Source organism: Streptomyces sp. NPDC059534 (genome assembly GCF_042743475.1).
Taxonomy (GTDB): Bacteria; Actinomycetota; Actinomycetes; order Streptomycetales; family Streptomycetaceae; genus Streptomyces.
Genome location: NZ_JBHWAQ010000012.1, coordinates 95,698 through 108,753, shown reverse-complemented (window position 1 = coordinate 108,753; position 13,056 = coordinate 95,698). Strand labels below are relative to the sequence as shown.

Here is a 13,056-nt window from a genome sequence, read left to right as displayed (position 1 = left end):
CGGCAGCACGGCCCTCTCCGGAGGGGAGTCCTCCGGAGAGGGCGACGGGAATCGTCAGCGGGCTGCCCCGGGGTCGTCGGCGCGCCTTCCGTACCGCTTCCGACCGAGGAAGGCGAAGCCGCCCGCCTCGTCGCGGAAGACGACGGGCCCGCACGGGGGGTGGATTGCGGGCTTCACGGGTGGATCAGCGCTCCTCTCGGAAGTCGACGTGACGGCCGGCGACCGGATCGAACTTGCGCAGGGAGAGGCGGTCGGGGTCGTTGCGGCGGTTCTTGCGGGTGACGTAGGTGAATCCGGTGCCCGCGGTGGACCGGAGCCTGACCACGGGACGGAGTTCGTTGCGTGCCATGATGCGAGAGTAAATGAAAATGGTTCCCATTTCCAATATCTGTACGGAGAGGTACGTCACCCCGTGCGCGGAGCCTTCCTAACGCACGCGCGTGGAGCCCGTCAGGGCCACCGTGACCTCGTCCAGGGCTTCGAGGAGGAGGTCGGCGCCCTTGTGCAGGAGGAAGTGGTCCGGCGGGTCGGCGGACCAGGCGGCGGCCGTGTCGCGGAGGTCGTCCCACTCCGGGACCCGGCGCTCCCGGACCTCCTTCGCGCCCCGCTCGGTCGCCCGGTGCAGGGACTCCGCGAGGGTCGCGGCGGCGGGCACGGCCGGAGCCCCGCGTTCCGGCAGGTGCGCCTCCAGGAGCATCGCCACCCGGCCGAACTCGGCGAGGGCGTGCTCGGCCTGCTCCGCGGCCGCGTGCGACAGGCCCCGGTGGCGCACCGGCTCGTGGGTGGCCCGGGCGAGGGCCTCCTGCCAGGCGACCCGGGCCGCGCGGGTGTTCAGGAGGGCCTCCCGGACGTCGGGGCTGGCGGGGCCGGCCGGATCGGCGTACCGCGCGGTGACGGCCGCCGCGTACCGGCCCACCGCCGCCACCCAGTCCGCGAGCCGCCCCCGCAGCCGGGGCGTCTCCCACGCCGGGTAGACGGCGTACGCCAGCATCGCGAGGAGCCCGCCGAGGAGGGTCAGCAGCACCCTGTCCCGTACGGTCTGCGTCAAACCCGCGCCTTCCATGTCCAGCAGGAAGACGACGTACGCGGAGACGAAGACCTGGCCGGCCGCGTACCCCGTCCGCACCAGCAGGAACATCCCGAAGGCGCACAGCACCGCCAGCCCGGCGGACAGGTACACGCCCGGGTGGGCCGACTGCACCACCGCCGTCGCCAGCGCCACCCCGACGAGCGTGCCGCCGAACCGGGCCACCGAGCGGGCGTACGTCTGCGAGAAGTCCGGCCGCATCACCATGACCGACGCCATCGGCGCCCAGTAGCCGTGGCCGAACGGCAACACCGCCCCCAGGAGGTAGCCGGTGGCCGTGACGGCCGAGACCCGGACCGCGTGGCGCAGCACCGGCGAGTCGGGCCGCAGCTCGGCGCGCATGCTCGCGGCCACGATCGGAGCGAGGCGCACCAGGGACGGCCGGGTCCGGCCGGCGGGGGCCCTCCGGGCGGCCGCCGCCGGCCCCGCCCCGGCCGCGGCCCCGCGCGACGACGCCTCCGCGCTCCGGCGCGCGGACGTCTCCGTACGCGGTTCCGCCGTCTCCACGACGTCGCCCAGCAGCGCGGCGAGCCGGAGGGCCGCGCGGCGGGACGGGCCGGACAGGATGGAACCGGTGTCGGGGGTGCGGAGCGCGGCGACGGCCGGCGGGGGCAGGGTGACCGGCTCGCCGTGCCGGATCGCGTGGGCCGCGGCGTCCAGGAGCGCGCCCGCCGCGGCGAGCAGCTCCCGGACCCGGTCGCGCTCGGGGCCCTCCTTCGGCACCCCGACGGCGGGATCCGCCAGCGACGCGAGCACCGGGCGGATCCGCTCGGCGATGCCCCGCGCCCCGTGGAGTTCCGCCGGGCGGCGGCGGGCCTGGCGGGGCGTCACGGCGGCGGCGCTGCGGGCCGTCATGAGCGGGACCGGGTCGAAGGGGGCGACCGGGTCGTGGCGGAGGCGGCGGGCGTAGTCCGCCTCCGCGGCCAGCGCGTCCGCGAGGGCGTCGCGCTGGGCACCCCAGCGGCGGACCGGGAGGAGGACGACCAGCGCGGCCTGGACGACACCGCCCACGAAGATCATGGCGGCGTGGCCGGCGGCCTCGGCGACCGAGGTGGGGAGGGTGACCGTGACCAGCATGATCGCCACGTTGGAGGAGGCGATGATGCCGGCGGTCGGGCCGGCGGCCCAGGCCAGCCCCGCGAGGAACGTCCAGCAGAGGAGCAGCGCCAGGAAGAGCGCCTCGTGCGTGCCGGTGAGATAGCCCAGGAACGTGGAGACGGCGAGACTCGCCCCGGAGGCGAGCGCCAGCGTGGGGCGGGGGCGCCAGGACCGCTGGAAGGTGGCGATGGCCGCCTGGAACGCCCCGAAGGCGGACGACACGGCGACGGCGGGGCCGAAGAGGGCGAGCGAGACCCCTATGACCAGGGCCAGTCCCAGCGCCCCGCGCGCCGCGACGGCCGGCTCCAGCCGCCGCCGCTCCATGCTGAGCCCCGAGCGGGAGGTCTCCTTCAGCGCCCGAAGCCAACTCATGCGCCGAGCGTATCCGCGATAGGGCATCAATCGGGCATTTCGCCCCATGTTGCCCAGGCCCTCGCCGGGCGGCCCCTACGGCGTGGGGCGGTCCCGGAGCGAGGGGCGGTGGGGGTGGAGCCCGGCCTGGTCGGCGGCCGAGGCTCCGTGGTTCCAGCCGGCCTCGTCCCAGGCGGCGCGGACACGGGTGGTGCGGGTCTCGGGGAACAGTTCGTCCGTGCGGGTGGTGACGGCCAGGTCCCGGGAGGCGAGGGCGGGCAGGAGCGACGGGGCCTCGGCGGCGACGCGGCGGGACGTCGACGCGAGGCGGGCGCCCAGCCGGTTGGCGTACGCGAGCAGGAAGGACTGCCGGAAGGACTTGGTGCGCTTGCGGCCGCCCGCCCGCTGTTCCGCCTCCGCCCGCGTCATCGCCGCCGTGCCCTGGACGAGCAGCGACGTGTAGAGCAGCTCCACCGGATCGAGGTCCGCCTCGAAGCCGATCACGGTCGAGAAGCCGTACGTCTCGTTCCACACGGCCCGGCAGTGGTTCGCCGTGGCGACCGCGTCCAGCAGGATCGCCTTCGCCTGCTCGTACGGCGGCTCCACCCCGATCCGGATCGCGCCGGGCGTCTCCGGCGTCGGCGCACCCGCGGCGAGCGTCGCCTCGTCGAGGCTGTGGCGGGCCATGAGCTCCTGGGCCTTCGCCGTGAGCGCCTCCGCCTCCTCGGGGTAGCCGGTCGCCTCCGCCTTGGCGAGGAGCGCCCTGATCCGGGTGAGCATGCGGGGCTCCCCGGCGGCCGCCGGCGGCAGCGCGTCGCCCGGGGCGGGGCCGACGGCGTCGAGCCGGGGCAGCCGGACCAGCAGGCGGTACAGCTCCAGGACGGTCGTCGCGTACGAGAACCGGTCCGTCGGCCGGGCGGCCGTGTCGTCCAGCTCGTCGAGCTGCGCCCGCCAGCGGTGCGGCAGCCTGGCGTACCCGGCCGTCTCCGTCCTGACGAGGGCGGACAGGAGGCGGACGTGTTCGTCCGCCAGCTCGCGGCGGACGGTCCGGGCGAGGTCGGCGGGCTGCCAGCCGCGGCCCCAGAGGGTGCGGAGGAACTCCTCGCCGCGCCGGGCCAGTTCCCCGTCCGCGCCCCGGTCGGCGGCGAGCAGCGACGCCGCCGTGTCGAGCGATCCGTCGTCGCTCGCGTACAGCGCCTCGAAGGCCCTGTCGATCGTGGTGCTCATGCCGTCCTCGCGTCCCATTCCTCGCGCGACCGGGCGATGACCGCACGGTGGTCGAGCGACCAGTCGACCAGCCGCTTGATGAGGTGGGTCATGCTGTGGCCGGTCTCCGTCAGCGCGTACTCCACCTGCGGCGGGGCAGTCGGGTACACCGTCCGCGAGACGAGGCCGTCGCGTTCGAGGCGGCGCAGGGTCAGGGTCAGCATCCGCTGCGAGATGCCGGTGACCAGGCGCTGGAGTTCCCTGAACCGCCGCGGCCCCGAGGCGAGTTCGACGACCACGTGCACGGTCCACTTGTCGCCGAGACGGTCCTGCACGTCCCGCACGCCACAGTCCTCCGCGCAGCTCACCAAGGGCTCGGTGGTTACCTCCGTGTGCCCCTCCGACATCGATGTGCCTCCTTCCGCGATTCCGTCCGTCCCCCCACGATGATCTCAGCCGTCACGACCTCTGGGGGAAAACATGCTGCTCGTCACCGGTGTCTCCGGCGCCCTGGGCGCGCTCGTCGCCGAACGGCTGGCCGGCCGCGACGACGTCGTCCTGGGGACCCGCGCCGGGCTGCCCGGCACCCGCCGGCTCGACTTCGACGCGCCGGAGACCCTGCCGGACGCCTTCGCCGGGGTGGACACGCTGCTCCTGATCTCCGCCGGGTACGGCGAGGACGACACGGTCGTCGCCCGCCACGAGGCCGCGATCTCGGCCGCCGAGCGGGCGGGCGTCCGGCACGTGGTCTACACGAGCCTCTCCGGCGACGGCGACCATCTCGCGTACGCCCTCGCCCACCGCTGGACCGAGCGGCGGCTTCGCCGGTCGGCCACGCTCGACTGGACGATCCTCCGCAACGGCCTGTACGCCGAGTTCCTCACCTGGATCGCCGCGCCCGACGCCGGGAACCGGATCACCGGGCCCCTCGGCGAGGGACGGCTCGCCGCCGTCGCCCGCGCGGACCTCGCCGACGTCGCCGTCTCGGTCGCCACCGATCCCGCCGCGCACCGCGGCCGGGTCTACGAGCTCGTGGGCGAGCGCCCCCTCGGCGGCGCCGACCTGGCGGAGGCCCTGGGCGCCGTCTACGCCCCCGGGACGCTCGCGGACGCCCGTGCCGCCGTCGCCGCGTCCGGGGCCGTCCCCTTCCAGGTCCCGATGCTGGCGAGCACGTACTCGGCGATCGCCCACGGCTTCCTCGACGGCACGGGGGTCGAGAGCGACCTGCGCGCGCTGCTCGGCGGGCGCGAACCCCTCGACGCGCTCGACGTGTTCGTGAAGGCCGTACGGAAGGGGTAGGGCCAGGCATACCCCGGGGACGCCCCTCAGCGGTCGTGATCCGAGCGGGCCGAAACGGTTCGCTTGAGCCATGACCACGACTACCGCCGCCACCGCCGCCGTACGGCTCCGCGGGCTCACCCGGCACCACCGGGACGTCCGCGCCCTCGACGGCGTCGACCTCGACTTCGCCGCCGGGACCTTCACCGCCGTCATGGGCCCCTCGGGCTCGGGCAAGTCCACGCTCCTCCAGTGCGCCGCCGGTCTCGACCGGCCCACCGCCGGCAGCGTGGCGGTCGGCGGCGTCGCCCTGGACGGGCTGAGCGAACGGCGCCTGACCCTGCTGCGGCGCGAGCGCATCGGCTTCGTCTTCCAGTCCTTCAACCTGCTGCCCTCCCTGACGGCCGCGCAGAACGTCGCCCTGCCGCTCCGGCTGGCGGGCCGCCGCCCGGCCCGTACGGAGGTCCGGGAGGCACTCGCGCGCGTGGGGCTCGCCGGGCGGGAACGCCACCGGCCCGGCGAGCTCTCCGGCGGGCAGCAGCAACGGGTCGCCATCGCACGGGCGTTGATCACCCGGCCGGCCGTCCTCTTCGGCGACGAACCGACCGGCGCGCTCGACTCGACGACGAGCCGCGAGGTGCTCGGCATGCTGCGGGAGCTCGTCGACCGGGACGGACAGACGATCGTCATGGTCACCCACGACCCGGTGGCCGCGTCCCGCGCCGACCGCGTCGTCTTCCTCGTCGACGGGCGCGTGGCGGGCGAACTGCAGGCCCCGACGGTGGAGGCGGTCGCGGCCCGGATGGCGGGCCTGGAGGACGGCGACGGGGCGGGAGCGCCGCCGGGGCCGGGCGCCCGCGCCGGGTCGGACGCGGAGACGGATACGGAGGCCGAGGCGGAGGCCGAGGCTCGGGCGGGAGCGGTGACGACGGCGGGTGCCGGTGCCGGCGCGGTCGTGGGGGGTCCGGCGTGCTGACCGTCGTGCTGACCGGGCTGCGGGCCCGCTGGGCCTCCTTCCTCGGGGGATTCGTTGCGCTGGCCCTCGGGGTGGGGCTGCTCACCACGATGGGGCTCGGGCTGGCCGCGACGCTTCACGCGCCCCCGCGTTCTCCCGAACGGTTCGCCTCGTCGCCCGTCGTCGTCCTGGGCCACGACCGGCTGGTGCTCGACGTACGGCGCGGGCCCGACACCGTGCCCGTGGCGCGGCCGCTCGACCGTCCACAGCCTGTGGACAGTGGATTGCTGCGCGAGCTCCGGGCCCGCTGGACCGTCACCGCTCCCCCGGGCGACGGCGCCCCCGACGCCGTCGGCGTGGACGCCCCCGCCGACGAGGTCCGGGCCCTCGTCGGCCGGCGAGCGCAGGTCCTCACCGGCGCGGAGCGGGTACGCGCCGACCCCGACCCCGAGCGGGACACCCGGGCGCTCACCGCGCTCAACGCCCTGCTCGGCACCTCCGGCGGTGTCACCGCCTTCGTCTCCGTCTTCGTCGTGGCCTCCACGTTCGCGTTCGCCGTGGCCCTGCGCCGCCGCGAGTTCGGGCTGCTGCGGACCGCCGGGGCCACCCCCGGACAGGTCCGGCGACTCCTCCTCGGCGAGGCGGCGGCGCTCGGCGTGCTCGCCTCGGCCGCCGGGTGCGCGCTCGGCGGCCTGGGAGCGCCGGTGCTGGCGCGAACCCTGGTCGACGGCGGCCTCGCCCCCGCGTGGTTCACGATCGGCGAGGCCGCCTGGCCGTTCCACGCCGCCTTCTGGACAGGAGTGACGGTCGCCCTCACCGGGGCCGTCGCCGCCTCGCGGCGGGCCGGAAGGGTGGGCCCGACGGCCGCGCTGCGCGACGCGGACGTCGACACCGACGTCCTGCCCCTGGGCCGGGCCGTCCTCGGGACCGGACTGCTCCTGGCCGGGGCCGGGATGCTCGCCTGGACGTACGCCACCGAACCGTCCGAGCTGCTCAAGCGGAAAACGTACACGACCCTGCCGATGCTGCTCACCGGGGGCGTCGCCCTGCTCTCCCCGCTCCTGGTGCGGCCGGTGGCCCGGCTGCTGCGGCTCCGGGGGGCCGTGGGGACGCTCGTACGGGAGAACAGCGCGGCCTCCGTGCGCCGTACCGCCGCCATCGCCGCGCCCGTCCTGGTGACCGTGGCGCTCGCCGGGACCCTCTTCGGCTCGGCGACGAGCGTCACGCGCACGCGTGAGGCCGAGGCACGGGAACAGACGACCGCTCAGTACGTGGTGACCGGGGAGAAGTTGCGGGCGGTGACGGCGCCGGCCGGGGCCCTCGTGTCCGCCACCGGGGCGACCTCCGTCTTCGTACGGGACGGGGCCGAGGCCGTGGTGAAGTACGGGGCGCGGGCGGTCGCCGACCCGGCGGCCTTCGCGGAGCTGGCCCGGCTGCCGGTGGTCGCCGGGGACCTGCGGGACCTGGACGACCGGTCGATCGTCATCAACGAGGAGTTCGAGCGGCACCGGGTCGGCGAGACCGTCGAGGTCTGGCGGGCCGACGGCAGCGGGCCGGTGCGGCTGCGGGTCGCGGCCGTCCTCGCCCTCGGCACCGGCGACAACGGGCCCTACGTCACCCGGGCGAACGCTCCGGGCGCAGCCCTCGACCGGATCGACGCGAGCGGCGGCGGCGCGGCGACGGCACGGGCCCTGGAGGCGAGCGGCGGGACCGTCAGGACCGCCGACGCCTGGGCCGACGCCGGCCACCGGGCGGGCAACCCGCAGAACCGGCTCGGCATGATCCTCGTCCTCGGCATCGCGCTCGTCTACACGGTGATCGGTCTCGCCAACACCCTGCTGATGGCGACCTCCGTGCGGGGCGGCGAGCTGGCCTCGCTCCGGCTCGCCGGAGCCACCCGCGCCCAGATCCTGCGGGTGGTGGCGGGCGAGGCGGCGCTCGCCGTCGCCGTCGGCGGCCTCCTCGGCCTCGCCGTCACGGCCGCCGTCCTCGGCACCCTGGGCGCGGGCCTCGCCGCCCTCTCCGCCCCCGTCGCCCTGGCCCTGCCGTGGGCCCCCGTCGGCGCGGCGGCGGCCGTGTGCGCGGTGGTCGCCGTCGCCTCTTCGGCCCTCCCCGCGTGGCGCCTCACGCGCTGAGCGGCCATGGTGGGAGACGGGGCGGTGACAAGGGTCGGAGCCGGGTCACCGCCCCGTCCCACCACGCCCGCGCGCCCCCAGACCCGCCTCAGGCCCACGGGGCGTCACGCGGGCACGGCCTCATACCCACCCGGCCTCACGCGCGCGCGTGAGGCCGGGTGCCGTCTAGGCGCCGGCCCCCTTGCGCCACTCCGGCGCGAGGACCGACCAGACCTCCTGGTCGTGGAGGGTGCCGCGGCAGGGGTAACTCTGGCGGAGGACACCGTCCTTCGTCATGCCGAGACGCCGGGCCACGGCGATGCTGGGCTCGTTGTCGGAGTTGACCACCCACTCGACGCGGTGGATCCCGCGCACCTCGATCGCCCAGCCGATGAGGGCGCGGGCCGCCCGGGTCACCAGGCCCCTGCCGACCGCCGCCGGCTCCAGCCAGCAGCCGGCCTCGGCGTTGCCGTTCTTGACGTCGAGCGTGCGGAGGATGACGGCGCCGACCAAGGTGCCGTCCGACCAGATGCCGTGGATGCGGCCCGTGTCGGCCGCCACCTTCTCCGCGTACAGGCGGAGGAACGCCCGGCTCGACTGCAGGTCGGTCACGACGTCGGGGAGCCCGTTGCGGGCCCCGATGAACTCCCGTCCCCGGTCGATGTGCGCCAGGAACTCGTCGGCCTGCCACGGTTCCAGCGGGCGCAGCTCCGCGCCGTCGTCTCCCAGGGACATCGCGTACATCGTCGCCGCCTTCCACGTCGCACAGCACTCACGGTCGGGAGGGATCCTCTCACCCGGCGGCGCCCGTGGAGCGGGCCCTACGGGACGAGGACCAGCTTGCCCCGTACGTGGCCCGTCTCGCTCAACTCCTGCGCGCGGGCGGCCTCCTTGAGGGGGAGGGTGTCGGCCAGGCGGACCGTGAGGGCGCCCTCCGCCGCCAGGCGGGCCTGGGCTGCGAGCCCGCGCCGCACGTCGTCCGGGTCCCCCGAGACGCCGGAGAAGACGATCCCGAACTCGGCGGCGTCCGTGGCGGCGATGGTCGCGATCCGCGCCTTGTCCGCCGTCCCCTCTCCGCCGAGGAGCTCGATGGCCACCGGCAGCACGCCGTGGCCGGCCGCGTCGAAGACCGCGTCGACACCGCCCGGTGCTGCCGTCCTGACCCGGTCGGCCAGGCCGTCCCCGTACGCCACGGGGATCGCGCCGAGTTCGCGCAGGTAGGCGTGGTTGGACTCCGAGGCGCTGCCGACGACCGTGATCCCGGCCGCGACCGCGAGCTGGACGGCCACCGAGCCGACGACGCCGGCCGCGCCGTGGAGGAACAGCGTCTCGCCCTTGCGTACGCCGATCAGGTCCAGGACCCGCTGCGCGGTCTCCCCGGCCACCGGGAGGCTCGCGGCGCTCGCCCAGGAGAGGCCGGCGGGCTTGGGGGCGACGATGCCGGCGATGGCGTACTCGGCGTAGGCGCCGGTCTTCGTCCAGCCGAGGACCTCGTCGCCGACGGCCAGGCCGGTGACGCCCTCGCCGAGCGCGTCGACGGTGCCGGCGAACTCCAGGCCGGGCACGGCGGGGAAGGTCGTCGGGTAGAACTCCTCTACCCAGCCGTGACGGCGCTTCCAGTCCACCGGGTTGAGACCGGCCGCCGCCACCTTGACCCGGACCTCGCCGGGGCCGGGCTCGGGCACGGCGACGCCGGTCGCGTGGCGCAGCACCTCGGGCCCGCCGAACTCCTCGTACACGATCGCTTCCATACCGGCCATCTCTGCCTCCAGCGCTGCCTGTTCGGTGATCCCGCTCTTCGATGTGCTCCAGCCTGCCTCCCCCGTCACGGGCTCCCCGCCCTCCCAACGGCCAGTCCCACCTGTCCGAAAGACCGGCCGCCGGCCGTCCTCCCGCGATTACGCTGCACGGCATGGACGCGCTCACGCTGACCACCGTGTACGAGATCCTCCGGCAGCCGCTCGGGGAGATCCTCCCCAAGGTCTCGGCCGCCCTCGCCCCGCTGGTCCCGCACGTGGACGCGGCCGAACTCTCCACCCACTGCGCCCATTCGCCCTTCAAGACGACCGGCGGAACGGAGGGGCCGACCGCCGCCGAACTGGCGCCGCTGCTCGCGGCGGGCGTGCCCGGCAGCCCCTGGCAGGGCGTGGCGACGATCGGCGGCCGGGAGCGCGAGGTCGTCGCCGTCAGCAGTCACGCGACCCGGCGCGGCGCGCTCCTCGTGCTCGTCCGGGAGGACGGCGCGGACCCGGACGCCGCGGACCCGGCCGGACTGGCCGTCGCCCAGGCGCTCTGGGACCTGGTGACCAGCCACTTCGACCGGTTCGCCGCCGAGGCGATGCCGGGCGCCCTGGCCCGCTCGCGGGCCGCCGCCGACACCCGGGCCCGGGTGATCGCCGAGCTCACGGCCTCGCACACGGCCGCGCTCTCCGGGGTCCTCGGGGTGCTGCGCAGCCGCGCCCTCGATGACACGACGGCCCGGGCGACCGCGACCGACCTGGCCGCCTCGGCGCTGATCGAGATGCGGGCGGCGCAACGCCGGGACCGGGCGCTCGCGGAGGAGCCCGCCCAGGACGCCTTCGAGCGTCTCGCCGGCGAACTGCGGCCGATGCTGCGCCACAGCCCCGTCCGCCTCGACCTCGGCGCACCCGACTCGGACCGCTCCCTCGCGGCGGACGTCGCCCACAGCGCCCGGGCGATCGTCCGGGCGCTCCTCCTCGTCGTCCTGGAGCAGGACTCGGTGCGGCGGGTCCACGTCGGCTGGCAGCTGACCGAGCACGAGCTGCGCGCCTCGGTGCGCGACGACGGCGCCGGCGCGCTGGCCCCCTGCGACCTCGGGGCCGGCACGGTCCGCGACCGCGTCGACGTCCTCGGCGGCCGCCTCGACATGGACATCGTGCCGGGCTGGGGCACGACCATCACCGCGGTCATCCCGCTCGCCACCCCCGAGGCGCCCGTCGAGGCCGCCCACCCGCTCACCGGGCTCGGCGAACGCGAGGTCGAGGTGCTCCGCCACCTCGCCCTGGGCCACCGCAACCGACGCATCGCCGAGGAGCTCCACATCAGCGAGTCGACCGTCAAGTTCCACGTCGCCAACATCCTCGCCAAGCTCGGCGTGGACTCCCGGGGCGAGGCGGCGGCCCTCTTCCACGCGGCCGCGTAGCGCCCGTCTCCGGGGCCGCCGGGGCGGCTTCCGGGGTTTGTCAGTGGCGGGTGCCAGACTCGGACGCATGAGCGAGAGATGGGCGCTGGCGGCCGAGGCGGAGGGGGACGGGGCGCTGCTCGTCCCCCTCCGCCCGGACGGCGCGCCCGTGGGGCCGGTGCGGCGCGAGCCGGACCTGGTGGCGGCCGTCCGGGACCGGCCGGAGGTGGCCCGCTGGGTGTGGCGGTCGACGGCCGAGGTGTATCCGCGGCTGCTCGCCGCGGGTGTGCGCGTCGAGCGGTGCTACGACGTGGAGGACGCCGAGCAGCTGCTCCTGGGGCACGAGGGACGGCTCGGGGAGCCCCGGTCGGCGGCGGCGGCCTGGGCGCGCCTGCGCGACGCCCCGGTGCCGCCCGATCCGCCGCAGCGCAGCGCCGAGCCGGGTTCGCAGGACTCGCTCTTCGAGCCGCGCCCGGTGGTCTCGGTGCCGTTCGAGGGCTTCCTCGCGGTCTACGCGGAGCAGCTGCGCCGGCACGAGCGGGCCGAGCATCCGGGTCGGATGCGGCTGCTCACGGCCGCCGAGTCGGCCGGGATGCTGGTGGCCGCGGAGATGCACCGGGACGGGCTGCCGTGGCGGGCGGACGTGCACCGGGAGCTGCTGCACGAGCTGCTCGGCGAGCGGTACGCGGGCGGGGGCGAGCCGCGCCGGCTCGCCGAGCTGGCGGACGAGGTGTCCGCCGCCTTCGGCCGCCGGGTCCGGCCCGATCTGCCGGCGGACGTGGTGCGGGCCTTCGCGCAGGCCGGGGTGCGGCTGAAGTCGACCCGCCGCTGGGAGCTGGAGGAGGTCGACCATCCGGCGGTGGAGCCGTTGATCGCGTACAAGAAGCTGTACCGGATCTGGACGGCGCACGGCTGGTCGTGGCTGTCCGACTGGGTCAGGGACGGTCGTTTCCGGCCGGAGTACCTGCCGGGTGGCACGGTCAGCGGTCGCTGGACGACCAACGGCGGCGGGGCCCTGCAGATCCCGAAGGTGATCCGGCGGGCGGTGGTCGCCGACGAGGGCTGGCGGCTCGTGGTCGCCGACGCCGACCAGATGGAGCCGCGGGTGCTCGCCGCGATCTCCCGTGACCCGGGGCTGATGGAGGTCGCGGGGCATCCCGACGACCTGTACACCCGTCTCTCGGACCGGGCCTTCTCCGGCGACCGCGATCACGCCAAGATCGCGCTGCTCGGCGCGATCTACGGGCAGACGAGCGGTGACGGCCTGAAGAACCTGGCGGCGCTGCGGCGCCGCTTCCCGCGCGCGGTGGCCTATGTCGACGAGGCGGCGAAGGCGGGCGAGGAGGGCCGGCTCGTGCGGACGTGGCTGGGCAGGACCAGTCCGCGGGCGGTCGGCTCGGGCGACGACGGCGAGGCGGGACTTCCGCAGGAGTCCGGCGAACCGGAGCCGGAGAGCGGCGAGTTCGTCCCGGGGTACGCCTCCGGGAACGCCCGGGCGCGCGGCCGGTTCACCCGTAACTTCGTCGTGCAGGGCAGTGCCGCGGACTGGGCGCTGCTGATGCTGGCGGCGTTGCGGCGGTCCCTCGCGGGGATGCGGGCGGAGCTGGTGTTCTTCCAGCACGACGAGGTGATCGTGCACTGTCCGGCGCAGGAGGCCGAGGCGGTCACGGCGGCGATCCGGGCGGCCGGGGACGAGGCGGGGCGGATCGCGTTCGGCGAGACGCCGGTGCGCTTCCCGTTCACGACGGCCACGGTCGAGCGGTACGCGGACGCCAAGTAGACGCGCGGCGAGGGGCGGCGGGTCGGCCCGCCACCCCTCTCCCCC

General features: G+C 75.9%; 11 protein-coding genes and 1 pseudogene. 5 read left to right on the top strand and 7 right to left on the bottom strand.

All coding sequences use genetic code 11. The features are described 5' to 3' along the window. Positions 1-99: 99 nt before the first annotated feature. The 5 genes and pseudogenes from ACFVZH_RS16895 to ACFVZH_RS16875 all read right to left on the bottom strand — a co-directional run. Positions 100-177: pseudogene (locus ACFVZH_RS16895) on the bottom strand (50S ribosomal protein L31); the annotation flags it as partial. A gap of 7 nt (positions 178-184) precedes the next feature. Beyond that, positions 185-349: a 50S ribosomal protein L33 gene (gene rpmG / locus ACFVZH_RS16890; RefSeq protein ID WP_384897928.1), complete on the bottom strand. Its 165-nt coding sequence runs from the start codon at positions 347-349 to the stop codon at positions 185-187. Positions 350-427: 78 nt separating this feature from the next. Next, on the bottom strand, positions 428-2,557 hold the full coding sequence (locus tag ACFVZH_RS16885) for an FUSC family protein (protein WP_384897926.1): 2,130 nt from the start codon (positions 2,555-2,557) through the stop codon (positions 428-430). A gap of 75 nt (positions 2,558-2,632) precedes the next feature. Next, positions 2,633-3,763, bottom strand: coding sequence for a DUF2786 domain-containing protein (locus ACFVZH_RS16880; RefSeq protein WP_384897924.1), 1,131 nt, complete (start codon positions 3,761-3,763; stop codon positions 2,633-2,635). Beyond that, positions 3,760-4,149, bottom strand: coding sequence for a winged helix-turn-helix transcriptional regulator (locus tag ACFVZH_RS16875; protein WP_384897922.1), 390 nt, complete (start codon positions 4,147-4,149; stop codon positions 3,760-3,762). The genes ACFVZH_RS16880 and ACFVZH_RS16875 overlap by 4 nt, the downstream gene beginning before the upstream one ends. Positions 4,150-4,222: 73 nt before the next feature. Between ACFVZH_RS16875 and ACFVZH_RS16870 the strand changes: the two genes are divergently transcribed. The 3 genes from ACFVZH_RS16870 (at position 4,223) to ACFVZH_RS16860 (ending at position 8,110) form a co-directional block, all read left to right on the top strand. Further along, complete coding sequence (locus ACFVZH_RS16870; RefSeq protein ID WP_384897920.1) at positions 4,223-5,041, top strand: NAD(P)H-binding protein; 819 nt, start codon at positions 4,223-4,225, stop codon at positions 5,039-5,041. Between the two features lie 70 nt (positions 5,042-5,111). Beyond that, positions 5,112-5,996: an ABC transporter ATP-binding protein gene (locus ACFVZH_RS16865; RefSeq protein ID WP_384897918.1), complete on the top strand. Its 885-nt coding sequence runs from the start codon at positions 5,112-5,114 to the stop codon at positions 5,994-5,996. Beyond that, on the top strand, positions 5,990-8,110 hold the full coding sequence (locus ACFVZH_RS16860; RefSeq protein WP_384897916.1) for an FtsX-like permease family protein: 2,121 nt from the start codon (positions 5,990-5,992) through the stop codon (positions 8,108-8,110). Before ACFVZH_RS16865 ends, ACFVZH_RS16860 begins: the two co-directional genes overlap by 7 nt. A 165-nt stretch (positions 8,111-8,275) precedes the next feature. Here the strand turns inward: ACFVZH_RS16860 and ACFVZH_RS16855 are convergent, their stop codons facing one another. Both ACFVZH_RS16855 and ACFVZH_RS16850 read right to left on the bottom strand, forming a co-directional pair. Then, positions 8,276-8,833: a GNAT family N-acetyltransferase gene (locus ACFVZH_RS16855; protein ID WP_384897914.1), complete on the bottom strand. Its 558-nt coding sequence runs from the start codon at positions 8,831-8,833 to the stop codon at positions 8,276-8,278. Positions 8,834-8,910: 77 nt separating this feature from the next. Then, positions 8,911-9,840, bottom strand: a complete 930-nt coding sequence (locus tag ACFVZH_RS16850) for an NADP-dependent oxidoreductase (protein WP_384898073.1) — start codon at positions 9,838-9,840, stop codon at positions 8,911-8,913. A 161-nt stretch (positions 9,841-10,001) separates the two neighbouring features. Between ACFVZH_RS16850 and ACFVZH_RS16845 the strand changes: the two genes are divergently transcribed. Both ACFVZH_RS16845 and ACFVZH_RS16840 read left to right on the top strand, forming a co-directional pair. Beyond that, complete coding sequence (locus ACFVZH_RS16845) at positions 10,002-11,252, top strand: LuxR C-terminal-related transcriptional regulator (RefSeq protein ID WP_384897912.1); 1,251 nt, start codon at positions 10,002-10,004, stop codon at positions 11,250-11,252. Positions 11,253-11,319: 67 nt separating this feature from the next. Then, entirely contained in the window at positions 11,320-13,011 is a 1,692-nt protein-coding gene (locus ACFVZH_RS16840) for a bifunctional 3'-5' exonuclease/DNA polymerase (protein WP_384897910.1), read from the top strand. Positions 13,012-13,056: the final 45 nt, after the last annotated feature.

Bases quoted from the DNA above. Each gene is read 5' to 3' on its own strand.
- rpmG (WP_384897928.1), bottom strand. From the start codon at position 349: ATGGCACGCAACGAACTCCGTCCCGTGGTCAGGCTCCGGTCCACCGCG.
- ACFVZH_RS16885 (WP_384897926.1), bottom strand. From the start codon at position 2,557: ATGAGTTGGCTTCGGGCGCTGAAGGAGACCTCCCGCTCGGGGCTCAGC.
- ACFVZH_RS16880 (WP_384897924.1), bottom strand. From the start codon at position 3,763: ATGAGCACCACGATCGACAGGGCCTTCGAGGCGCTGTACGCGAGCGAC.
- ACFVZH_RS16875 (WP_384897922.1), bottom strand. From the start codon at position 4,149: ATGTCGGAGGGGCACACGGAGGTAACCACCGAGCCCTTGGTGAGCTGC.
- ACFVZH_RS16870 (WP_384897920.1), top strand. From the start codon at position 4,223: ATGCTGCTCGTCACCGGTGTCTCCGGCGCCCTGGGCGCGCTCGTCGCC.
- ACFVZH_RS16865 (WP_384897918.1), top strand. From the start codon at position 5,112: ATGACCACGACTACCGCCGCCACCGCCGCCGTACGGCTCCGCGGGCTC.
- ACFVZH_RS16855 (WP_384897914.1), bottom strand. From the start codon at position 8,833: ATGTACGCGATGTCCCTGGGAGACGACGGCGCGGAGCTGCGCCCGCTG.
- ACFVZH_RS16850 (WP_384898073.1), bottom strand. From the start codon at position 9,840: ATGGAAGCGATCGTGTACGAGGAGTTCGGCGGGCCCGAGGTGCTGCGC.
- ACFVZH_RS16845 (WP_384897912.1), top strand. From the start codon at position 10,002: ATGGACGCGCTCACGCTGACCACCGTGTACGAGATCCTCCGGCAGCCG.
- ACFVZH_RS16840 (WP_384897910.1), top strand. From the start codon at position 11,320: ATGAGCGAGAGATGGGCGCTGGCGGCCGAGGCGGAGGGGGACGGGGCG.